The following is a 22,170-nucleotide window of genomic DNA, read 5'->3' as shown; positions in this document are numbered from 1 at the left end:
CATGCGCACCGAACAGCCGAAAATGATTTACCTGAAGGATTATCAGGCGCCTGAGTACCTCATCGACGAGACGCACCTGACATTCGAATTGTTCGACGACCACTCGCTGGTCCACGCGCAGTTGGTCATGCGCCGCAATCCGGCCCGCGGCGCAGGTTTGCCGCCGCTGGTGCTCGATGGCCAGTTGCTGGAACTGCTGTCGGTCAAACTGGCCGACGTCGACCTCACGCCCGGCGATTACGAACTGACCCCGGACAGCCTGACCGTTCAGCCCACCTCCGAGACCTTCACCCTGGACACCAGCGTGAAGATCCACCCGGAAACCAACACCGCGCTGGAAGGCCTGTACAAGTCCAGCGGCATGTTCTGCACCCAGTGCGAGGCCGAAGGTTTCCGCAAGATCACCTATTACCTCGACCGTCCGGACGTGATGAGCTCGTTCACGACAACCGTCATTGCCAGCCAACAGGATTTCCCGATCCTGCTGTCCAACGGCAACCCGATTGAAGCGGGCCCCTCTGAAAACGGCCGCCACTGGATCACCTGGGAAGACCCGTTCAAGAAGCCGGCCTATCTGTTTGCGCTGGTAGCCGGTGACCTTTGGTGCATCGAAGACACCTTCACCACGATGACAAACCGCAAGGTCACGCTGCGTATTTATGTCGAGCAGGAAAACATCGACAAATGCCAGCACGCCATGGACAGCCTGAAGAAGTCCATGCGCTGGGACGAAGAAGTCTACGGCCGCGAATACGACCTGGACATCTTCATGATCGTCGCGGTCAATGACTTCAACATGGGTGCGATGGAGAACAAGGGCCTCAACATCTTCAATTCCAGCGCCGTGCTGGCTCGCGCGGAAACCGCGACCGACGCCGCGCACCAGCGTGTTGAAGCCATTGTCGCCCACGAATATTTCCACAACTGGTCGGGCAACCGCGTGACCTGCCGCGACTGGTTCCAGCTCTCGCTCAAGGAAGGCTTCACGGTGTTCCGCGACGCGGGCTTTTCCTCGGACATGAACTCGGCCACGGTCAAGCGCATTCAGGACGTCGCCTACCTTCGCACGCACCAGTTCGCTGAAGACGCAGGCCCGATGGCCCACGCCGTGCGTCCGGACAGCTTCATCGAGATTTCCAACTTCTACACCCTGACCGTGTACGAAAAGGGTTCGGAAGTGGTTGGCATGATCCACACGTTGCTGGGCGCCGAGGGTTTCCGCAAAGGCAGCGACCTGTATTTCGAACGCCACGACGGCCAGGCCGTGACCTGCGACGACTTCGTCAAGGCCATGGAAGACGCCAACGGCGTGGACCTGACTCAGTTCAAGCGTTGGTACTCGCAGGCCGGTACGCCACGTCTGGCGGTTACCGAGTCCTACGATGCATCCGCGAAGACCTACAGCCTGAGCTTCCGCCAAAGCGCGCCGACCACCCCAGGCCAGCCGGGCGAAGAGAAAAAGCCGTTCGTGATTCCGGTGTCGTTGGGCCTGCTCGATACAGCCCGCAAGGAAATTCCGTTGCGTCTGCAAGGCGAAGCCACGGCAGCGGGCACCTCGCGGGTGATCTCGGTTACGGAAGCCGAACAGACCTTCACCTTCGTCGACGTGGCCGAACAGCCGTTGCCGTCGCTGCTGCGCGGGTTCTCGGCGCCGGTGAAACTGAGCTTCCCGTACAACCGTGATCAACTGATGTTCCTGATGCAGCACGACACGGACGGCTTCAACCGTTGGGATGCCGGCCAGCAATTGTCGGTTCAAGTCCTGCAGGAACTCATCGCCCAGCACCAGAAAGGCGAGAGTCTGGCCATGGATCAGCGTTTGGTGACCGCCCTCGGCACCGTGCTTGCTGACGACAGCCTGGATCAGGCGATGGTCGCCGAAATGCTGTCGCTGCCAGGCGAAGCCTACCTGACCGAAATCAGTGAAGTGGCCGACGTCGATGCCATCCACGCCGCCCGCGAATTTGCGCGTCAGCAACTGGCCAGCAGCCTGAGCGATGCGCTGTGGAAGCGTTACCAGACCAACCGCGAACTGTCGAAAAAGACTGCGTACGTCGCCGAGTCCGAGCACTTCGCTCGCCGCGCGCTGCAGAACATTGCGCTGTCTTACCTGATGCTGACCGGCAAACCAGAAGTACTGACGGCGGCCATCGAGCAGTTCGACAACGCCGACAACATGACCGAGCGCCTGACCGCGCTGGCCGTGCTGGTCAACTCCCCGTTCGAAGACGAGAAGGCCAAGGCGCTGGCGGTGTTCGCCGAGAACTTCAAGGACAACGCGTTGGTCATGGATCAGTGGTTCAGCGTTCAGGCCGGCAGCACCCTGCCCGGTGGCCTGGCCCGCGTGAAAGCCCTGATGCAACACCCGGCGTTCACCCTGAAGAACCCGAACAAGGTGCGTGCACTGATCGGCGCCTTCGCTGGCCAGAACCTGATCAACTTCCACGCGGCGGACGGTTCGGGTTATCGCTTCCTGGCGGACCTGGTCATTGAGCTGAACGGCTTCAATCCACAAATCGCCTCGCGCCAACTGGCGCCTCTGACCCGCTGGCGCAAATACGACAGCGCCCGTCAGGCGTTGATGAAAGGTGAGCTGGAGCGCATTCGCGCTTCTGGTCAGCTGTCGCCGGACGTCTACGAGGTGGTGAGCAAAAGCCTGGCGTAATTCACGTCGGTTGCTGCTGATAGAAGGGCCGTCCGTGCAAGCGGGCGGCCCTTTTTTGTGGGCGTGCATCGTGGGCGGTAGCGCTTGAATAACCTCACGCGCTAGATCCCATTACTTCTTGTAGGAAACATCCCCTCCGGAAGGTTTGGTTTTCACACGCTTGCCTGGGATCGGGCTGGCAGAAATGTCCTTCCTTGATGTTCATCCTTTCGCCGCTTGCCGTGGCGGTGCGTTGCCGCCCGGCGCACCCTCGAATGAAAGGAGCGGATGGTCGATGAAGGTACGGAAAACGCTGGCGCTGCTGGGGCTCGCGACGTTGGGGCAGGAAGCGATTGCGCACGCACACACGACGGATGAACAGCGATTCCAGCTGGGTGGCGTCGAAGTCAGTCTCGGTTTGGGCCTGTTGAACGGGCAGGCGCAGGAGAAGGTGTATGACATCTACGATGGCCAGAAAGTCAGCCAGCTGAATTGGGACCTCAAGCAGGTACCGACCTTGCATCTGGGCCTGACCTACCATCCGCTGGACTGGCTCTCCCTTGAGGCGAAAGGCTGGACCAAAGTGGCCAAGGGTGATGGTCACCTGCAGGATTACGACTGGCTGGGCGAGGAGGGCGAGAACTGGACGCACTTCTCGGATCACCCCGACACGCGCGTGCAGAAGGCCTGGCAGGCGGAAGTCGCTGCGACCGCCTGGGCGCTGAAACGGGATGATCTGGCCCTCGGCGTGATGCTGGGTTATCAGCGCAACGAACTGGGCTGGCAGGCCCGTGGCGGTCGCTACGTCTATTCGTCGGAGGGAGGGCACCGCGATGAAGCCGGAGACATCCCTGCGGGTCTGAAGGGCATCACCTATCAACAGTCCTACGAAACGCCCTATGTCGGTCTGGTCGGTGTCTACCACTACCGTGACTGGACGGTTGAAAGCCGTTTCAAATACAGCCAGTGGGTGAAGGCGCGGGATTACGATCAGCATCACCTTCGTGACCTGACCTTCATCGGCAATCAGGGCAACAGCGGCCGGATGCAGAGCCTGGCGTTGGCGGTGTCCTATGACGTCAACCCGAAACTGTCGCTGAAGGCCGGCGTTGATTACCAGGTTTACGCTGAAGCGAAGGGCAGTGTCCTGGTCAAGAATTCAGTAACCGGTGAGCGTGATTACTACGGCGGCGATGCCGGTTCTCAGTCCAGCAGAACGGTCGTGTCCAACCTCGCCGTGGCGTATCGGTTCTGACGGCTGTCCGGTTGATGCTTGATGATCGATCATCCACAGCATGATCGGTCACGGTTCTCATGTGTGAGTCAGCAAGCTGACTCCCACAGGTTTTGTGTCAGACCCGTGACACGAGTTCTGGACCAATAGCTCATGCGCGCTCCGCTTTTGATCTGCTTTTCATGCCGAGACAGTCCAGACACCACAAAACGCGACTTGGGTGCAGGCTGAACGCAGGCGGCGCGGAGTGGGCCGAGCGGCATGGATGCCGCGAGAGCCGCCCCCGGCCATGGATGGCCGATGGCGGCGGGCCCACGGAGCGTCGCCGGAGTGAAGGAACCCGACGAAGTCGGGCCCAACCAGGAGCAAAGCGTTTTTGGTTACTTTTGTCGCTTTTTACAAAAGTGACCCGCTGTAAGAGCGGAACCGTAATTCGTGTCGCCTACAGAAACGGATATACCCACCAAAACCCGCACCTCCGAAGACCGAAAACCGGTTAGGCCAAAACCCCTCCGAGCCACTCGCAACAACGAATACCTCACCGCTATTAACGCCAATACCGCCCACAAAAAAACCACCGCAGAGGTGGCTTTTTCTATAGATCACGGCCCCATCAGTCGCCGCGATAAACACACCCGCTGGTGCACGTCTCATGAATCCGGATCGCCGACAACTCAGGCAACAACGGCTTCAACTCATTCCAGATCCACTTCACCAACACCTCACTGGTCGGGTTTTCCAGACCGGGAATGTCGTTCAGGTAGTTATGGTCCAGACGCTCATACAGCGGCTTGAAAATCGTCTTGATCTCGGAAAAGTCACGAATCCAGCCGGTATGCGGATCCGGTTCGCCCTGCAGATAAATCGCTACACGGAAGGAGTGACCGTGCAGACGGCCGCACTTGTGGCCTTCCGGGACGTGAGGAAGACGGTGAGCCGATTCGAACGTAAATTCCTTGAAGATTTCCACGGTATTGAGAGCCTTGAAAAGTGGCGATCGCCTGAGCGAAAAAATGCAGGTGGCGAGTTTACCAGCATTGCTTTAGCAAGGAACAGGCAGAACCTGACCGCTCGGTTAAACCCGTTCCATTAAATCGCGTGCATCAAACCAATACTTCCAGCCGATCCGCCAGTCGCCCCGTGTCCGCCAACTCGACGAACTCATCGCCCAGGCGTCGGCTGTTTTCCATAGCCGTCCGCCAGTACGCCTGACGCTCTTTGTCCTTGCCGACGAAACGCTTGAAATCGCTGCGGTCCGGCAGCTTGCCGAACGGCAGCGTCGCCAGGTATTCACGAGACGGTGCCAACAGCACGACGTCCTGCAGCCGGCCCAGATCTCCCCGGCGCCAGGGCAGGGTCTTGTCGAACCAGCCTGGAATGATTTTGTCGGTGAAGTGCGGGTACAGCACGATATCGCTGCCGCTGTAAGGCAGGTCCAGATGGTAGTCGAGCAGTCCGCCATCGCGAAACGTGCCAGGACCGACGCCCGGGATGTCCATCACCCCTTGCATGACCATTGGAATGGAGCCTGAGGCCAGCAAGGCCTGACGCAGGTTGGACTCATTGAGGTGCAGGCTTCGGGAGGGAAAATCCGTCAGCGTCGACAGCGGAGGGGCAAGGCGGGCGTCGTGCATGATCAAGCGTTCGAAATGCCGTGACAGCCGCGCGCGCCCGATCAGGTTGTTGGCGATCACCGACCCGAGCCCGAGCCCCAGGCTGCCGCGATGGTCCAGCGCCAGCAGCCCGTGGCTTTTGACGATCATGATGTTCAGGCGGTAATGCGGATTGCTCAGCACGCTGGCATCACGCCCCTGCAACAGGTCGTCGAGCATCTTCACGCAACTTTGCGTGACCTCTGCCATGGTCACGCCCTTGGCGAAGCTCTGCTCGTTATACAGCCTGCCCAGCCGTTCCAGACCTTCCACCGGATCGGGCAGGCACGCACTCGCAAACCGCCACGAGCCAATCGATGCGCCAATCAGAGAACGCTCGCGCTCGAAGCGAGGCAACCATTCGCCAAATAACGCCAGATCCAGTCCTTGGATGCCCAGCGCCTTCGGACCGCCCGCCGCGCCGGGGATGATCCCGACATCGGCGGGTTTCAGGCCCTGCTCGCGAATGCGCGCCATGGCGCGTCGGCCGGCCTTGATCGTCAGCGCGGGGGATTTGATGTGGACGGCGCTCATGGGCACTCCAAAAGTGGACAGGCGCGAAGTATATCCCCTGTCAGGCAATCGGGAAGCCGGAGCAGGGTGATGGCATGTAGCCAGAAGATTAAGCTTCAATTAAGTTCGGTTGGTTATCGTGAATCCCGTAAACATGACGACTACAACGGAGATTCACTGATGAACACTTTGACTGCTTTTTTTGCCGCCACCGCCCTCACTGTCACCGCCGGTTACGCTCAGGCCAAGGATCTGGGCCCCGATGAAGCGCTCAAACTGCGCGATGCAGGTACTATTCAGTCTTTCGAGAAACTCAATGCTGCGGCGCTCGCCAAACACCCGAACGCGACCGTCACCGATACCGAGCTGGAACAGGAATATGGCAAATATGTTTATCAGGTCGAACTGCGAGACGCCAAGGGCGTCGAGTGGGATGTCGAACTTGATGCGGTCAGCGGCCAGGTCCTCAAAGACCATCAGGACACCTGATGAACGCGTGTAAACGTCGCTTTGCCGGTAAACGTCCGGGTCAGTGTTTCGTTTACTGTTTACTCACGGTCGGCGCCGTCATGGCCTGTACGGTCAGTACGGCCCGCGACCTGGATCAGGATGAAGTGCTCAAGTTGCGTCAGCAGGGCGTGATCCTGCCGCTTGAGCAATTCATCGAACAGGCACTGGGGCGATACCCCGGCTCAAAGCTCCTGGAAGCGGAGCTCGAAGAGAAACATGACGTGCTGGTCTACGAAATCGAACTGCTGACCGCCGACCACGTGGTTCGCGAGTTGAAGTTCGACGCCCGGGACTGCCGTCTGTTGCAAGACAAGGAAGACGATTGATGCGTTTGCTACTGGTTGAAGACAGCGTTCCCCTGGCGGATGAATTGATCAGCGGGCTGAACCGTCAGGGGTATGCCGTCGACTGGCTGGCCGATGGTCGGGACGCCCTTCACCAAGGCGCGAGCGAGCCTTACGACCTGATCGTGCTCGACCTGGGACTGCCCGGCGTTCCTGGCCTTGAGGTCCTGCAGAAATGGCGTACCGACGGATTGTCGACCCCGGTGCTCATCCTGACCGCGCGCGGTTCGTGGGCCGAGCGGATCGAGGGCCTCAAGGCCGGTGCCGATGACTACCTCACCAAACCTTTTCACCCTGAAGAGCTGCAATTGCGCATTCAGGCGTTGTTGCGCCGCGCCCGTGGCCTGGCCAATCAACCGACGCTGGAAGCCGCCGGGTTGCATCTGGACGAAGGGCGCCAGTGCGTCAGTCGCGATGGCGAAGAGATTCAGCTGACCGCCGCCGAGTTTCGATTACTGCGTTATTTCATGCTGCATCCCGAACAGATCCTCTCCAAAAGCCATCTGGCCGAACATCTGTACGACGGTGAAAACGAACGTGATTCGAACGTGATCGAAGTTCACGTCAACCACCTGCGTCGCAAGCTGGGCCGCGCGGTCGTGGAAACCCGACGCGGCCAGGGTTACCGGTTTGGCGGGAGCGGCGGGTGAGGTCGATCCAGCGACGCTTGAGTCTTGGCCTGATCAGCGTGCTGCTGATCGTCGGGCTGGTGCTGGCACAGATCAGTCTCTGGCTGTTCGAGGTCGGGCTGCAGCGCTATCTGGAATCCGGGCTGCGCAACGACAGCGAGTTACTGCTGGTGGCAATTGTTCGCGGGCCCAATGGTCTTCAGCTGGATGAACACCGCTTGTCACCCGGCTATCAACGGCCGTACTCCGGTCATTACTTTCGCATCGATTTCGACGGCGGCCACTGGCGCTCGCGATCCCTGTGGGACCTTGAACTGCCACAACCGGAACAGCCAGGCCTGCATGCCGACCTTGAGCTGGAAAAAACCCGGCAGTCGTTGCTGTTGCTGCACACCGAATACCGCAAGTTCGGCCAGAAAATCTCGATCACCGTCGCGCAGGATTACACACCGGTTCAGGCCAGCTTCGTGCGGGTTCAGCGCATTGGCCTGGGGCTTGGGCTGGCGGCTTTGATCCTGATACTCGCTTTGCAGCGGGTGACGGTGCGCCGGGCGTTGCGTCCGCTGGACACCGCGCGTGAACAGATTTCCCAACTGCAACAAGGCCAGCGTTCTCAGCTCGACGAAACCGTACCCCTTGAGCTGGAACCACTGGTGGCGCAGATCAACCACCTGCTGGCGCACACCGAGGACAGTCTCAAGCGCTCGCGCAATGCGCTGGGCAACCTCGGGCATGCGCTGAAAACGCCCATGGCCGTGTTGATGAGCCTCGCCGAAAGCGGAAAGCTGGAACAGAACCCACATCTGCGGGACACGTTGCGCGAGCAGTTGCAGCAGATCCAGCAACGTCTGGAGCGAGAGCTCAATCGCGCGCGGCTTTCCGGCGATGCCTTGCCCGGTATGCGGTTCGATTGCGACATTGAACTACCGGGCCTGTTTTCCACATTGCGTATGATTCATGGCGAGCACCTGGAACTGAACAACCATGTCACGCCCGGGCTGGTCCTGCCGTGGGACCGGGAGGACATCCTCGAACTGCTGGGTAACGTGATGGACAACGCCTGCAAATGGGCCGACAGCAGCATCTGCCTGTGCATCACTCAGGCGTCGGGTGGCTATTGCCTGTTGATCGACGACGACGGTCCGGGGATTCCAGTGGTTCAGCGCGAAGAAGTACTGGGCCGTGGCAATCGTCTGGATGAGCAGGTCACGGGGCACGGTCTCGGATTGGGGATCGTCAAGGACATTGTCGAGTCGTGGGGCGGACGCATTCAGTTGCTGGACAGCCCGTTGGGAGGGCTCCAAGTACGCATCGACCTGCCTGAGCGAACGGGGCATTCCATCGCTGACTGATTTCAGCGTGACCTCAACTTTTGCTGTGCGGGGCCGTTAACCGTTAGGGAGCCCAACGGCGTAACGCACACAAAAATAAAAGGTCACGGTATCTATGCGCCTGAATCTGAAAGCCAGAGTTCTGTCTCTTGCGGTGCTTCCGGTCTTGCTGTTTGCGCTGATTGTCAGCGTGAGCACGGTGGTCATGCTGCGCGACCAAGCGAAGCGTGAAGTGGAAGAAACCCGTCAACACCTGCTCGCCGAGGCCAAGGCGACGCTGCAAAGCTACGTCGCAGTCGCCATGGGCACCATCAAGCCCTTGTATGACGCGTCGGCACCGGGCGACATGCAAGCCCGCGCGCAAGTCATCAAGATGCTCTCGCAGGTCCAGTACGCCAAAGACGGTTATTTCTTCGGCTACGACTCTCAGGCCGTACGCCTGTTCAAGGGCAGCAGCCCTGACGGCATTGGCAAGAGCTTCAAAGATACGCTCGATGCCAGCGGCAACGCCTACGTCATCGGCCTGGTAGAGGCAGGCAAAGCGGGCACGCATTACCTGGAATACTCATCGCCCTTGCCGGGCTCCACTGAGCAGTTGCCAAAGCTCGGCTACACCGAATACCTGCCCAAATGGGACATCGCCATCGGCTCCTCGGTCAATCTGGATAACATCGACGCCAAGGTTGCCGACGTGCAGAAAGTGGTCGCCGAGCGTATGCAGAACATGCTGATCAGCATCATCGGCATCGCGCTTCTGGTGCTGGTGATCATTACCGTGGTCGGCGTCTGGATGGCCGGCGGCCTGTTGCGGCCACTGCGTCAGATGAAGGCCAACCTGGATGACATCGCCGCCGGGGAGGGCGACCTGACCCGGCGCCTGACGGTGACGTCTCAGGACGAACTCGGCGAACTGGCCGGCTCCTTCAATCGCTTCGTCGACAAGATTCACGGCCTCGTGCGGCAGATCGCTGAGATGACCGGGCAGCTCACGGGCCTTGTCGGTGAAGTCACTCACCAGGCGCAGCGCTCCGAGCAGGCGATGGAGCGTCAGCGCCACGAGACGGATCAGGTCGCGACGGCCATCAACCAGATGTCGGCCGCCGCGCAGGAAGTCGCCAAAAGCGCCCAAGGCGCATCGGTGGCGGCGCAGCAAACCGACGAAGAAGGTCAGGCTGCCAAGCGCGTGGTCGATGGCAGTATTCAGCAGATTCACGCCTTGGTGAGCGACATTCGCCACAGCGGGACTTCGCTGGACAGCCTGCAGAACGACGTAACGTCGATCGTCGGCGTGCTGGGCGTGATTCGCTCCATTGCCGAACAGACCAACCTGCTGGCGCTCAACGCTGCAATCGAAGCCGCACGGGCTGGCGAGGCGGGACGTGGGTTTGCCGTGGTGGCCGATGAAGTCCGCGCACTGGCCAGCCGCACTCAGCACAGCACCCAGGAAATCCAAGGCATGATCGATCGCCTGCAACAGGGCACACAAGGCGCGGTTGCGGCCATGCGTCGTTCCAGTGAGGCCGGTGATGGGACATCGGCGAGGGCCAACGAAGCCGGTGCGTCGCTGGACACCATTGGTCAGTTGATCGGCACCATCAACTCGATGAACGCGCAGATCGCCAGCGCGGCGGAAGAACAGACCGCCGTCGCTGAAGAGATCAATCGCAGCGTGCATCAGATTGCCGTGGCGGTGGAAAGCGTGGCCGACGAGACCCGCCATAGCGCCACCACTTCGCGCAACCTGACCGAACTCAATCAGCGCCTCGGTCAATTGGTCGGCCAGTTCCGCATCTGACGTTTTTATCGCGGTCATCGTGGCAGGTCGTAACGGCTCGCCACGAACGCTCCGCCCTCATGCTTCCAACCCGTGTCTCATCAGCGTTACAGGCGGCACTCCTGTGACGATTGGCGGACTAACCATTAGGCCGTGCGTTCAGCGCGGCTCAATGACACGGAAGGAACATGAACGAAACCTCGCTTCAAAACAAAACCCTGATGCTCCTTTTGGTGTTGGTGACCATCGCCTTCATCTGGATTCTGCTGCCTTTTTACGGCGCGGTGTTCTGGGCGGTCATTCTGGGGATCATCTTTGCGCCACTCCAGCGCCGCCTGCTGGCGCGTTTCGGTTGGCAACGCAACCTGACCTCCCTGTGCACCTTGATGGTGTGTCTGGTGATCGCGATTCTGCCGGTGATCATCATCAGCATGCTGATGGTTCAAGAGGGGGCGGCGCTTTACAAAAACGTCGAAAGCGGCCAACTGGATATTCCCAAGTACCTGGCAGAGTTCAAGGCGTTGTTGCCGACCTCGCTGCAGCATTGGCTGGACCGGTTGGGCATGGGGGACTTCAAGGGGCTGCAGGACAAGATCTCCAAGGCCGCGATGCAAGGCAGCCAATACTTGGCGACGCAGGCATTCAGTTTCGGCCAGGGCACGTTTGATTTTGTGGTGAGCTTTTTCATCATGCTGTACCTGCTGTTCTTCTTCCTGCGTGATGGTCAGGACCTGACCCGCCGAATCCGTATGGCCATTCCATTGGCTGAGCCGCAGAAGCGCCGTCTGCAGTTGAAGTTCACCCGAGTGGTCCGTGCGACAGTGAAGGGCAACGTTGTCGTGGCGCTGACCCAGGGGGCGCTGGGCGGTTTGATTTTCTGGGTGCTGGACATTCCCAGTGCGTTGCTCTGGGCGGTGGCGATGGCGTTTCTGTCGCTGTTGCCGGCGGTGGGGGCGGGGATTGTCTGGGCGCCGGTGGCGGCGTATTTCCTGCTCAGCGGGATGATTTGGCAGGGTGTGGTGTTGGGGCTGTTCGGGGTGTTTGTGATCGGCCTGGTGGATAACGTGTTGCGGCCGATTCTGGTGGGTAAGGATACGCGGATGCCGGATTATCTGATTCTGATTTCGACACTGGGCGGGATGGCGGTGTTCGGACTGAACGGGTTTGTGATCGGGCCGATGATTGCGGCGTTGTTCATGTCGACGTGGGGGTTGTTCACCAGTGCGAAGAAGACGGTGCGGTTGCCGGGGTGATGCTTTCGGCTGCTTATCTGCTTATCTGCGCTCGGTTCTGGTTGCCAATCCGAGCGCTCGGGTGGCGCTGATGTTGGGTTCGGCCTGACGGCCGAGCTGTTCCGCCTTCGGCGGACTACTTGATAACCCAAGGTAACCAAGGGTCTGGGCCCCCGGTTTGGCCTCGCCTGCGTTCGGCCTGCACCCAAGTCGCGTTTGGAGGTGTCTGGTCCGTCGCGTACAAGAGCAACGCGGGCTGGAGCTAACGCTCATCGCATTTTGCTCCGTGCATCCATCCCCCGATTTCCATTTCTCATTGTAGGAGCGTGGCTTGTCCCGCGATCTGCCGGGAACCGGCAGTAAACCCTGCGCCTGCGGTGTATCAGGTACAACCGAGTCGCCTGATTTTGCTACCGCTGCGCGGTAGATCGCGGGGCAAGCCACGCTCCTACAGGATTCGGGTGATCCGATGCTTTAGATTTTGCTTTTCTAGCGTGATAGTCCCGGCACCACAAAACGCGACTTGAGTGCAGGCTGAACGCCGGCGGCGTGGAGTGCTGATGGTTCCAAAGCTCCGCGTGGTAACACCTCTCTCGACGCTCTGCGTCGCCCTTTTGAACCAGAACGTCAGCCGCAACATGACGAGGCAGCGCGTGGATTTAAACCGTATGTCTCTGACCTCACCCCAGTGGCCCGGAAAGTCACTAAATATGAGCGGCTCGCCACAGCGGTCGTTGAGGGCGAGGATTATGATCGGCCTGCACACGGGAAGAGTGTCTGTGGAGGTGCTTCATGGGCTTCACGATTTGTTATCGTTTTTTAGGCAATCAACGCGTTCTGGAATGCCAGGAAGATCAGTTGTGTGGGCACGATGCGGTCTATTACGCGCTGCTTCATTCGGGCGCGGAGTTGGGGAATATCGTGGGCACGTGGCAGGGCAGTTACCCGTCGATGGTGGAGGCGGCGGAGCGCTCGGGCGTGAGTAACGTGCTGTGGCACAAGTCGATTTCACACGCTTCGCCCCAAGGGCAGGAAAGCTGATGACGCGGCTTGAAAGGGCTCTGTCGGTGAGCCCTTTTTCCCACAGCTACTGCAGGCCATCCGTGGCCATGGGCATGAATGCGGTCAGAACTTGAAGCGTCCCACCAGGCCTTTGAGTTGACCGGAGATGTCCGTCAGGCGTCCTGAGCCGGACTGTGCCGAGTGCGCGAATTCTTCTACCAACTGAGCATCGGCATGAATCTGCGCGATGTGCCGGTTGATCTCCTCTGCGACTTGATGCTGCTCTTCTGCGGCCGTGGCGATCTGGGTGTTCTGATCGCGGATGGAATCGACGGACGTGCGGATCTTGTCGAAGCTGTCGCGAGCCTGCTGGATGCACTCGACGCTGTTTTGCGAGACCTGCAAGCTGCCCTGCATCTGCAGCGTCACTTCTTGAGTACGCCGTCCGAGGTTGCCCAGCAGGCTGTCGATTTCGCCTGTTGAGTCCGCCGTGCGTCGGGCCAGTGCTCGCACTTCATCGGCCACCACCGCGAATCCGCGCCCTTGATCACCGGCACGCGCTGCTTCGATGGCGGCGTTGAGGGCCAGAAGGTTGGTCTGTTCGGCGATGGAGCGAATGGTGTCGAGGATGCTGTTGATGTTCTTGCTGTCCTGCTCCAGCAACTGCATGGTTTCCGTCGATTGCTGCAGTTCCTTACTCAGTTTCATCACGCTGCCCGTGGCTTCGCTGATGTGCTGCTGGCCGTCTGAAACGTCGCGATATCCCGAATCCGCGCTGGACGCCGCCTCGCTGCAGGAGCGCGCAACTTCGTTCGCGGTGGCGACCATCTCGTTGAATGCGGTGCTGACCAGCTCTACCGCTTCGCGTTGACGACCGGCGACTTCGTCCATGTTCCTGGCCACCTGATGGGTGTCGGCGGCCGCTGCTTGGAGGTCTGTGGACGCACTGCTGATCCGTTGCACCAACTGCGAAATCATCCCCAGGAACTGGTTGAACCAGCCTGCCAGCGTGGCCGTTTCGTCCTTACCCTGCACCTTGAGCTGACGCGTGAGGTCGCCTTCGCCTTCGGCAATCTCTTGCAGACCGTCAGCAACGCCACGAATCGGGCGCACGATCACACCGGCGAAGCTAGCGCCGACCACGGCGAAGATCACCGCGAGCGCGGCGGCAATGGCGGCAATCAACCAGGTCAGGTTCGAGGCTTTCGCCATGACCTCATCGCGCTCGATCAAACCAATGAAACGCCAGCCCAACCCTTTGGAACTGATCACGTTGGCCATGTAGACCTTGCCGTCGATCTCAACCTGAGCGGGGCCGTCACCACGTTGCGCCAGCTCGGCGTAGTTGGCGCCGAGGCCGGCCATCGGTTTGAAGTTGTGCTGTGCGTTGCTTGGGTCCACGAGCACGTTGCCGTTGGCTTCGACCAGCATGAGGTAGCCGCTGTTGCCCAGCTTGATGTTCTTGACCAGCTCGGTCAGCTGTTTGAGCGAAACGTCCAGCCCGACCACACCTACCAGCTTGCCCGCCGCGTCGGTGACGGTACGCACGGTCCCAATCAACGAAATGTCATCCGGGGCCCAGTAGTAGGCGCCTGTGCGGACCGTGGCGCCTGGCGAAGCGATCGCTGCCTGATACCAGGGACGCTGGCGCGGATCGTACTGGGAGAGCTTGGCGTCGTCCGGCCAGCTCGCGTAACCGCCATCCGTCAGACCGAGTGACAGGTAAGCAGTGCTCGGATGGCTCTTGGCGAAGGCCTCGAACATATCGAGGAATGCATGGTTGTTTTCAGTCAGCGGAATCTGAGCCGCGTCGGCCCCTGAGTAGTTCTTCAAATCCTTGCCAGCGACAACCCGCGGGTCCTTCGCGATGTACTCGACGTTTTGGCTGATCCCGTCGAAAAACTGCTTCATCCCGTTATCGATCTGACGAATCTCGCGGCCACTGCTGTCCACGAAATCGGCCTTGGCCCCCTCCCGCACGTTCAGCACGACAAGCACCGCCACCACGATAACCGGGAGACACGCGATGGCCGCAAACGCCCACGTCAGCTTCTGTTTGATGTTCATGAAATATTCCGCTGGTTTTATAAGTGTTGGAAGGCAGAAACAAAAAAGTGCGTGGCTGGATTTTTTAGAACAGACGTCCACGGCTACCTACACCGTATCGACCGCAGAAGCTGGAAACTGAGGCGGATTCAGAAGGTTGCAGACAATCGGTGGTGGGGGAGAGGTATCGAGGGTGAATGACACATCGCGTTCGTCAGCAAGCTAACTCCCACCGGTTTTGTGTTCACCCCGTCATGGTCGCATCGACGCCAGAACTGTGGGAGCGAGCTTGGTCTGGGCGGCATTCCGACGCATGCGGTGGATCAGGGACATTCAGGGTGAATGACACATCGCGTTCGTCAGCAAGCTGACTCCCACCGGTTTTGTGTTCACCCCGTCATGGTCGCATCGACGCCAGAACTGTGGGAGCGAGCTTGGTCTGGGCGGCATTCCGACGCATGCGGTGGATCAGCGACATTCAGGGTGAATGACACATTGCATTCGCTGCCGTCGTAACCTCCGACGTCTCCCACAGGGGATTTCTATCGGTCATGAGAGAGCGAAGCGCGTCAGCGCTTCCGACCTTGATCTTGATCTTGATCTTGATCTTTCACCGCGAAAGTCCAGACACCACAAAACGCGACTTGGGTGCAGGCTGAACGCAGGCGGCGCGGAGTGGGCCGAGCGGCATGGATGCCGCGAGAGCTGCCCCCGGCCATGGATGGCCGATGGCAGCGGGCCCACGGAGCGTTGCCGGAGTGAAGGGACCCGACGCAGGAGGGCCAAGCCAGGAGGAAGACTTTTTGGTTACTTTTGGGGCGCCTTTGCCAAAAGTGACCCGCCGTAAGGGCGGAAAGGTGATCCAGCGCCGCCCGAAGTAATGGATGTAAACCCAATCCATGCGCCCCCAAAAACTCCAGGCCCCCAAAACCAGCCATAAAAAAACCCTGCTCAAGAGCAGGGTTTCTTCTACCTCACCGAACCCTCACAGCCCGGCGTGCTGCACCAGAGACAACAACGGCTGCGGGTAAACGCCCAGGAAGAACGCCAACAGCGTAATCCCCAACAACATCACACCACCGGCACGCTGTGCCCAATTGAACGGAGCATCGTGGCGCTGAATCTTCGAGTCCTGCAGATACAAAGTGACCATCACCCGCAGGTAATAGAACACACCGATCGCACTGCCGATCACCAGCGAACCGGTCAGCCACCACAAGTGAGCCTCGACACCGGTTGCAATGATGTAGAACTTACCGATAAAGCCCGTCGTCAGCGGAATACCCGCCAGCGACAGCATCATCACCGTCAGCACGGCCGTCAGGTACGGACGACGCCAGAACAGACCACGGTATTCGAACATCGCATCGGCGTCGCGACCGCTGTACGGCGACGACATCAGGGTGATCACACCGAAAGCACCCAGGCTGGTCAGGACGTAGGTCACCAGGTACACGCTGATGGCTTCAACTGCCAGGCCTTTGCTGGCGACCATCGCGATCATCAGGTAACCGAAGTGAGCGATGGACGAATAACCCAGCAGACGCTTGAGGTTGTTCTGAGTCAGCGCCAACAGGTTACCGATCAGGATCGAAGCGACCGCGATAACCGACATCACGTCCGTCAGCACACCGCTGGTGGCCGCCGGGGAGATCTGGAACAGACGCACCAGCACACCGAACACCGCAACCTTACTGGCGGTCGCGAGAAACGCCGCCACCGGAGCAGGGGCGCCTTCATACACGTCCGGCGTCCACAGGTGGAACGGGACCAGCGACAGCTTGAAGCCCAGACCGATCAACATCATGCCCAGACCCAGGCTGGCGATCGGGCTTGGCATACCGGTGGCCGCGATGGCCTTGCCGATTTCGCTGAAGCCCAGGCTGCCTGCTTCGGCGTACAGCAGCGCCATGCCGAACAGCAGGAATGCAGACCCTGCCGCCGACAGCACCATGTACTTGATACCGGCTTCCAGCGAACGCTTGTTGAAGAACGCGTAAGCCACCAAGCCGTAGACCGGAACCGACAGCAGTTCCAGACCGATGAACAGGCTCGCCAGGTGTTGCGCGGCGACCAGCACCATGCCGCCGGCAGCGGCCATCAGGATCAGCAGGTAAAGCTCTTCGCGGTTGCCCGGGTAACCCGCTTTGCCTTCACCCATGTAAGCGTGGGCCAGGGTGACGCAGGCCAGGGTCGAAACCAGGATGATGCCGATGTACAGAAGGGCAAAGCTGTCGATCTGCAGCAGGGGAGTGACCACCAGCGGCGCGACCTTGAGGGCCGGGTAGATCGACAGCAGGGCCAGGTTGAGTCCTGCCACGGTCAGCAGGAACGATTGCGAGTGATTGCGACGCCATGCGATGCCCAGCATCACCACCACAACGGTGATGCTGGTAATCAGCAGCGGCGCCAGCGCAATAAAGTGTTGAATCGTCAGGTCCATAGCGCTCTTACCGGGCCGAAGCGAGTTGAGTGAAGGCAGTGCCGAGCCATTGCTGCACGCCATGCATGGTCGCCGAGGAAGTGTCGAGGACCGGCTGCGGGTAGATACCCAGCAGGACCAGCAACACGGCCAGGCCCAGCACCATGATCAATTCCCGTCCATCCATGCCTTTGAGAATCTCTTCGGTCTTTGCAGGGCCGAAGTAGGCGCGGTGGATCATGATCAGCGAGTAGACCGAGCCGAACACCAGGCCGGAGGTGGCGATGGCGGTGATCCACGGTGCGCTGACGAAGGTGCCGATCAGGATCAGGAACTCGCCGACGAAGTTACCGGTGCCCGGCAGACCCAGAGAGGCGGCTGCGAAGAACAGGCTGATGGCCGGCAGGTAAGCGATCTTGTTCCACAGGCCGCCCATCTGGCGCATGTCACGGGTGTGCAGGCGCTCGTACAGTTGACCACTCAGGATAAACAGTGCAGCGGCCGACAGACCGTGCGCCAGCATCTGAACCACGACGCCTTGCAGCGCCTGCTGGCTGCCGGAGTAGATACCGATCAGCACGAAGCCCATGTGCGACACGCTGGAGAACGCGATCAGACGCTTGATGTCGGTCTGGGCGAAGGCCAGGAAGGCGCCGTAGAAGATGCCGATCAGGCCGAGGGTCATCGCGATCGGTGCGAACTCTGCCGACGCGTTCGGGAACAGCGGCAGGGCAAAACGCAGCAGACCATAAGCGGCGGTCTTCAGCAGGATACCCGCCAGGTCCACCGAACCTGCGGTCGGTGCCTGGGCGTGAGCGTCAGGCAACCAGGAGTGCAGCGGCACGATCGGCAGCTTCACCGCAAAGGCGATGAAGAAGCCCAGCATCAGGATGTACTCGGTGCCGTGGGACAGCTTGGTCTTCAGCAGGTCGGCGTAGCCGAACGTGATCACACCGGTCTGATTGAAGTGCACCAGCACCAGACCCAGAATCGCCACCAACATGATCAGGCCGCTGGCCTGAGTGAAGATGAAGAACTTGGTCGCGGCGTAGATACGGGTCTTCTTGCCGTCTGCCGAGCTGTGACCCCAGAGCGCGATGAGGAAGAACATCGGCACCAGCATCATTTCCCAGAAGAAGAAGAACATGAACAGGTCGATGGCGAGGAACACGCCGACGACACCGCCCAGGATCCACATCAGGTTCAGGTGGAAGAAGCCGACGTTACGCTGGATCTCTTTCCACGAGCAGAGTACCGAGAGGACACCCAGCAGACCGGTCAGCAGGATCATCAGCAATGACAGGCCATCAAGCGCCAGATGAACGCTGATGCCGAAGCGCTGGATCCACTGGGCCTTGAATTCAACTGCCCAGGTAGGGTCGACGCCAGGGGCGGGTGCGTAGGTGTACGTACCGGTGCTCCACAGCCACAGACCCAAGGCGGTCAGGAGGGACATCGTAACCAGCGCAATCCAGCGCGGCAGGGTAGGGCCGAAGCGCTCACCTTGCCAGCACAGCAGGCCGCCGATAAAGGGGATCAGGATTAGCCAAGGCAGAATCATGACGGGCTCAATTCCTTTCGCAGGGTCGCAAGGTTCATATCAGATCGACTCATCAGACCAACACAATCGCGCCGAGTACCAGTACGGCACCTGCGGCGATCGAAGCGGCGTACCAGCGGAGCTGACCGGTTTCAGTACGGCTCATCAGGCCGTTACCGGCTTTGACCAGACGTGGGATCACACCGATCGTGTGGTCGAGCGGGTCGCCACGCAGGATGCGGCTGATTGCCAGGTAAGGTTTGACGAACAGCACGTCATACACCCAGTCGAAGCCCCATGCCGCAAACCACCAGGCGGACAGGAAACGACCCGGACCGCTGTTGGCGATGGCCGTGACCAGACGACGCTTGCCGAGGAACAGCAGCGCGGCCAGCAGGATACCGGCCAGGGCGATGGCGCCCGACGCGATTTCCAGACTGTGCTTGGCTTCGCCACCGGCATGACCCGCGCTTTCCGGCAGCACGCCGGCCAGTGGCGGATGAATCCAGGCACCGATGAAGGTCGACAGCACGATCAGCACACTCAGCGGCAACCAGTGGGAAATCCCGTGGCCGGCGTGAGCTTCGGTCTTCGCTTCGCCGTGGAAGGCGATGAAGATCAGGCGGAAGGTGTACAGCGACGTCATGAAGGCACCGACCAGACCTGCGTACAGCAGGTACTGATGGCCGCTGGCGAAGGCTTCCCAAAGAATTTCGTCCTTGGAGTAGAAGCCTGCGGTCACCAGAGGCAGTGCCGCCAGGGCCGCGCCGCCGACGATGAAGCTTGTGTAGGCCAGTGGCAGTTTCTTCCACAGGCCGCCCATCTTGAAGATGTTCTGCTCGTGGTGGCAGGCAACGATCACCGCACCGGACGCAAGGAACAGCAGGGCCTTGAAGAACGCGTGGGTCATCAGGTGGAAGATCGCGCCTTCCCATGCACCCACACCCAGCGCCAGGAACATGTAGCCGATCTGGCTCATGGTCGAGTAGGCGAGGATACGTTTGATGTCGGTCTGAACCAGTGCCGCGAAACCTGCCAGCACCAGGGTCACACCGCCGACGATGCCGACCAGGTGCAGAATGTCCGGCGCCAGGGCGAACAGGCCGTGAGTACGGGCGATCAGGTAGACACCGGCGGTCACCATGGTGGCCGCGTGGATCAGTGCGGAAACCGGGGTAGGACCGGCCATCGCATCCGCCAGCCAGGTTTGCAGCGGCAGTTGCGCGGATTTACCGACAGCGCCGCCCAGCAGCATCAGCGTCGCCAGAACGATCCAGAAGTCGCCGACCTTGAAGTGCTGTGGTGCACGAACCAGCAGTTCCTGGATGTTCAGCGTGCCCAGTTGCTGGAACAGGATGAACAGGCCGATGGCCATGAACACGTCGCCGATGCGGGTCACGATGAAGGCTTTCAGTGCTGCGTTGCCGTTGTTGCGGTTGCTGTAGTAGAAACCGATCAACAGGTACGAGCACAGGCCCACGCCTTCCCAACCGAAGTAGATGAACAGCAGGTTGTCGCCCAGGATCAGGAACAACATGCTGGCAATGAACAGGTTGGTGTAGGCGAAGAAACGCGAGTAGCCGTCTTCACCGCGCATGTACCAGGACGCGAACAGGTGGATCAGGAAGCCCACGCCGACCACGACGCCCAGCATGGTGATGGACAGGCCATCCACATACAGCGCGAAGTTCGGGTCGAAGCCGTCCACCGACATCCAGCGCCACAGCACCATGGTCAGGTGACCGCCCTCAGGCGGCGAGACGTTGAACTGGAAGATCACGTAGGCGGCCACAATGGCCGACAGACCAATGGAGCCAACGCCGATCAGGGCTGAGAGGTTTTCCGACCATTTGCCGCGTGAGAACGACAGCAGCAGAAAGCCGATCAGAGGGAATACGAAAGTCAGGAAGAGTAGGTTCATCCGCGCATCTCGCTGGCAGCGTCGATATCGAGAGTGTGGAAGCGGCGATACAGTTGCAGCAGGATCGCAAGGCCAATGCTGGCCTCGGCTGCGGCAAGGCTGATCACCAGGATGAACATGATCTGGCCGTCAGGCTGCGCCCAGCGGCTACCCGCCACGACGAAAGCCAGTGCGGCCGCGTTCATCATCACTTCCAGGCTCATCAACACGAACAGAATGTTGCGGCGTACCAACAGGCCCGCCAGGCCGAGGCAGAACAGGATGCCGGCGACGGCCAGCCCGTGTTCCAGAGGGATTTGTGCATGCATGGGATTACTCCTTCGCCTCGTTGCGGCCGACATGGAACGCCGTCACCGCTGCGGCGAGCAGCAGCATCGAGGCGAGTTCGACCACCAGCAGGTACGGACCGAACAGGCTGATGCCCACGGCCTTGGCGTCCACGGTCGTGTGGCCGATACCGGCGCCGGTGGAGTTGGCGAACAGCACATACAGCAGCTCCGCCAGCAACAGGCCGCCCAGCAGAATCGGGCCCAGCCAGATGCCGGGCTTGAGCCAGGCGCGTTCTTGCTGAACCGAGGCCGGGCCCAGGTTCAGCATCATCACCACGAACACGAACAGCACCATGATGGCGCCGGCGTAGGCGATCACTTCCAGAGCTCCGGCGAACGGCGCGCCGAGACTGAAGAAGGTCATGGCCACGGCGATCAGCGAAATGATCAGGTAGAGCAGGGCGTGCACCGGGTTTGTGTTGGTAATCACCCGAAGGGTGGCTACAACAGCGATGCCGGATGCGAAATAGAAAGCGAATTCCATCTTTCTTCCTTAAGGCAGCAAGCTCTTGACGTTGATGGGCTCGGCTTCGTTCTGCGCAGAGCCTTTCGGCTTGCCGGCGATCGCCATACCTGCAACGCGGTAGAAGTTGTAGTCAGGGTTCTTGCCGGGACCGGAGATCAGCAGATCTTCCTTCTCGTACACCAGATCCTGACGTTTGAACTCGGCCATTTCGAAATCCGGCGTGAGCTGGATCGCGGTGGTCGGGCAGGCTTCTTCACAGAGACCGCAGAAGATGCAACGCGAGAAGTTGATGCGGAAGAAGTCCGGGTACCAGCGACCGTCTTCGGTCTCGGCTTTCTGCAGCGAGATGCAGCCGACCGGGCAGGCCACGGCGCACAGGTTGCAGGCCACGCAGCGCTCTTCGCCATCGGGGTCGCGCGTCAGCACGATACGACCACGGTAGCGAGGCGGCAGGTAAACCGCTTCTTCCGGATATTGCAGGGTGTCGCGCTTACGGAAGCCATGGCCAAAGACCATGATCAGGCTGCGTAGCTGGGTACCCGTACCCTTAACGATGTCGCCAATATATTTGAACATGGGTC

Annotated in this window: 18 protein-coding genes and 1 pseudogene; 9 read left to right on the top strand and 10 right to left on the bottom strand. The window is 60.2% G+C overall.

Annotated elements, in window-relative coordinates; genetic code table 11:
* Nucleotide 1 precedes the first annotated feature (1 nt).
* Together pepN and ABDX87_RS05470 are read left to right on the top strand one after the other, a co-directional pair.
* The gene (gene pepN, locus ABDX87_RS05475) at nt 2-2,665 is read left to right on the top strand and encodes an aminopeptidase N (RefSeq protein ID WP_346831963.1); all 2,664 of its coding nucleotides are present in this window, start codon (nt 2-4) and stop codon (nt 2,663-2,665) included.
* A 274-nt stretch (nt 2,666-2,939) separates the two neighbouring features.
* Complete coding sequence (locus tag ABDX87_RS05470; RefSeq protein ID WP_346831962.1) at nt 2,940-3,899, top strand: omptin family outer membrane protease; 960 nt, start codon at nt 2,940-2,942, stop codon at nt 3,897-3,899.
* A 592-nt stretch (nt 3,900-4,491) separates the two neighbouring features.
* On the opposite strand, the gene queD is transcribed toward ABDX87_RS05470, so the two are convergent.
* Both queD and ABDX87_RS05460 read right to left on the bottom strand, forming a co-directional pair.
* Nucleotides 4,492-4,848 carry a 6-carboxytetrahydropterin synthase QueD gene (gene queD / locus ABDX87_RS05465; RefSeq protein ID WP_074755358.1) on the bottom strand — a complete coding sequence of 119 codons (357 nt, stop codon included), beginning with the start codon at nt 4,846-4,848 and terminating at the stop codon, nt 4,492-4,494.
* 133 nt (nt 4,849-4,981) lie between these two features.
* A complete protein-coding gene (locus tag ABDX87_RS05460) occupies nt 4,982-6,064 on the bottom strand; it encodes a patatin-like phospholipase family protein (RefSeq protein WP_346831961.1) in 1,083 nt (360 codons plus the stop codon).
* 159 nt (nt 6,065-6,223) lie between these two features.
* Here ABDX87_RS05460 and ABDX87_RS05455 point away from each other — a divergent pair, with 159 nt between their 5' ends.
* From ABDX87_RS05455 to ABDX87_RS05425, 7 genes are all read left to right on the top strand, one after another.
* Nucleotides 6,224-6,532, top strand: coding sequence for a PepSY domain-containing protein (locus ABDX87_RS05455; RefSeq protein WP_346831960.1), 309 nt, complete (start codon nt 6,224-6,226; stop codon nt 6,530-6,532).
* Nucleotides 6,533-6,612: 80 nt separating this feature from the next.
* Entirely contained in the window at nt 6,613-6,879 is a 267-nt protein-coding gene (locus ABDX87_RS05450) for a PepSY domain-containing protein (protein WP_346833705.1), read from the top strand.
* A complete protein-coding gene (locus ABDX87_RS05445) occupies nt 6,879-7,547 on the top strand; it encodes a response regulator transcription factor (protein ID WP_346831959.1) in 669 nt (222 codons plus the stop codon). Before ABDX87_RS05450 ends, ABDX87_RS05445 begins: the two co-directional genes overlap by 1 nt.
* A complete protein-coding gene (locus ABDX87_RS05440) occupies nt 7,544-8,878 on the top strand; it encodes an ATP-binding protein (RefSeq protein ID WP_346831958.1) in 1,335 nt (444 codons plus the stop codon). Before ABDX87_RS05445 ends, ABDX87_RS05440 begins: the two co-directional genes overlap by 4 nt.
* A 94-nt stretch (nt 8,879-8,972) precedes the next feature.
* Nucleotides 8,973-10,652 (top strand): methyl-accepting chemotaxis protein, encoded by a 1,680-nt coding sequence (locus ABDX87_RS05435; RefSeq protein ID WP_346831957.1) that lies wholly within the window; start codon nt 8,973-8,975, stop codon nt 10,650-10,652.
* Between the two features lie 167 nt (nt 10,653-10,819).
* A complete protein-coding gene (locus tag ABDX87_RS05430) occupies nt 10,820-11,884 on the top strand; it encodes an AI-2E family transporter (protein WP_346831956.1) in 1,065 nt (354 codons plus the stop codon).
* Between the two features lie 771 nt (nt 11,885-12,655).
* Nucleotides 12,656-12,904: a hypothetical protein gene (locus ABDX87_RS05425; protein WP_346831955.1), complete on the top strand. Its 249-nt coding sequence runs from the start codon at nt 12,656-12,658 to the stop codon at nt 12,902-12,904.
* Between the two features lie 84 nt (nt 12,905-12,988).
* Here ABDX87_RS05425 and ABDX87_RS29135 read toward each other — a convergent pair whose 3' ends face one another.
* From ABDX87_RS29135 to nuoI, 8 genes and pseudogenes are all read right to left on the bottom strand, one after another.
* Nucleotides 12,989-13,756: a methyl-accepting chemotaxis protein gene (locus tag ABDX87_RS29135; RefSeq protein ID WP_425262241.1), complete on the bottom strand. Its 768-nt coding sequence runs from the start codon at nt 13,754-13,756 to the stop codon at nt 12,989-12,991.
* Between the two features lie 93 nt (nt 13,757-13,849).
* Nucleotides 13,850-14,932: pseudogene (locus ABDX87_RS29130) on the bottom strand (HAMP domain-containing protein); the annotation flags it as partial.
* Nucleotides 14,933-15,896: 964 nt separating this feature from the next.
* A complete protein-coding gene (gene nuoN / locus ABDX87_RS05415; protein ID WP_062380720.1) occupies nt 15,897-17,354 on the bottom strand; it encodes an NADH-quinone oxidoreductase subunit NuoN in 1,458 nt (485 codons plus the stop codon).
* Between the two features lie 7 nt (nt 17,355-17,361).
* Nucleotides 17,362-18,894 carry an NADH-quinone oxidoreductase subunit M gene (nuoM, locus tag ABDX87_RS05410; protein ID WP_346831953.1) on the bottom strand — a complete coding sequence of 511 codons (1,533 nt, stop codon included), beginning with the start codon at nt 18,892-18,894 and terminating at the stop codon, nt 17,362-17,364.
* Between the two features lie 52 nt (nt 18,895-18,946).
* Entirely contained in the window at nt 18,947-20,794 is a 1,848-nt protein-coding gene (gene nuoL / locus ABDX87_RS05405) for an NADH-quinone oxidoreductase subunit L (protein WP_346831952.1), read from the bottom strand.
* A complete protein-coding gene (gene nuoK / locus ABDX87_RS05400; RefSeq protein ID WP_062380726.1) occupies nt 20,791-21,102 on the bottom strand; it encodes an NADH-quinone oxidoreductase subunit NuoK in 312 nt (103 codons plus the stop codon). Before nuoK ends, nuoL begins: the two co-directional genes overlap by 4 nt.
* A gap of 4 nt (nt 21,103-21,106) precedes the next feature.
* Nucleotides 21,107-21,607, bottom strand: a complete 501-nt coding sequence (gene nuoJ / locus ABDX87_RS05395; RefSeq protein ID WP_062380728.1) for an NADH-quinone oxidoreductase subunit J — start codon at nt 21,605-21,607, stop codon at nt 21,107-21,109.
* Between the two features lie 9 nt (nt 21,608-21,616).
* Nucleotides 21,617-22,165 (bottom strand): NADH-quinone oxidoreductase subunit NuoI, encoded by a 549-nt coding sequence (gene nuoI, locus ABDX87_RS05390; RefSeq protein WP_042559871.1) that lies wholly within the window; start codon nt 22,163-22,165, stop codon nt 21,617-21,619.
* Between the last annotated feature and the right edge of the window lie 5 nt (nt 22,166-22,170).

This window comes from Pseudomonas abietaniphila (assembly GCF_039697315.1).
In the GTDB taxonomy this organism is placed as follows: Bacteria; Pseudomonadota; Gammaproteobacteria; order Pseudomonadales; family Pseudomonadaceae; genus Aquipseudomonas; species Aquipseudomonas abietaniphila_B.
Note: the sequence above shows the minus strand (reverse complement) of the source record. Positions and strands in the feature narration are given on the sequence as shown.

Bases quoted from the DNA above. Each gene is read 5' to 3' on its own strand.
- pepN (WP_346831963.1), top strand. From the start codon at position 2: ATGCGCACCGAACAGCCGAAAATGATTTACCTGAAGGATTATCAGGCG.
- ABDX87_RS05470 (WP_346831962.1), top strand. From the start codon at position 2,940: ATGAAGGTACGGAAAACGCTGGCGCTGCTGGGGCTCGCGACGTTGGGG.
- ABDX87_RS05460 (WP_346831961.1), bottom strand. From the start codon at position 6,064: ATGAGCGCCGTCCACATCAAATCCCCCGCGCTGACGATCAAGGCCGGC.
- ABDX87_RS05455 (WP_346831960.1), top strand. From the start codon at position 6,224: ATGAACACTTTGACTGCTTTTTTTGCCGCCACCGCCCTCACTGTCACC.
- ABDX87_RS05450 (WP_346833705.1), top strand. From the start codon at position 6,613: ATGGCCTGTACGGTCAGTACGGCCCGCGACCTGGATCAGGATGAAGTG.
- ABDX87_RS05445 (WP_346831959.1), top strand. From the start codon at position 6,879: ATGCGTTTGCTACTGGTTGAAGACAGCGTTCCCCTGGCGGATGAATTG.
- ABDX87_RS05435 (WP_346831957.1), top strand. From the start codon at position 8,973: ATGCGCCTGAATCTGAAAGCCAGAGTTCTGTCTCTTGCGGTGCTTCCG.
- ABDX87_RS05430 (WP_346831956.1), top strand. From the start codon at position 10,820: ATGAACGAAACCTCGCTTCAAAACAAAACCCTGATGCTCCTTTTGGTG.
- ABDX87_RS05425 (WP_346831955.1), top strand. From the start codon at position 12,656: ATGGGCTTCACGATTTGTTATCGTTTTTTAGGCAATCAACGCGTTCTG.
- ABDX87_RS29135 (WP_425262241.1), bottom strand. From the start codon at position 13,756: ATGGACGAAGTCGCCGGTCGTCAACGCGAAGCGGTAGAGCTGGTCAGC.
- nuoN (WP_062380720.1), bottom strand. From the start codon at position 17,354: ATGGACCTGACGATTCAACACTTTATTGCGCTGGCGCCGCTGCTGATT.
- nuoM (WP_346831953.1), bottom strand. From the start codon at position 18,894: ATGATTCTGCCTTGGCTAATCCTGATCCCCTTTATCGGCGGCCTGCTG.
- nuoL (WP_346831952.1), bottom strand. From the start codon at position 20,794: ATGAACCTACTCTTCCTGACTTTCGTATTCCCTCTGATCGGCTTTCTG.
- nuoK (WP_062380726.1), bottom strand. From the start codon at position 21,102: ATGCATGCACAAATCCCTCTGGAACACGGGCTGGCCGTCGCCGGCATC.
- nuoJ (WP_062380728.1), bottom strand. From the start codon at position 21,607: ATGGAATTCGCTTTCTATTTCGCATCCGGCATCGCTGTTGTAGCCACC.
- nuoI (WP_042559871.1), bottom strand. From the start codon at position 22,165: ATGTTCAAATATATTGGCGACATCGTTAAGGGTACGGGTACCCAGCTA.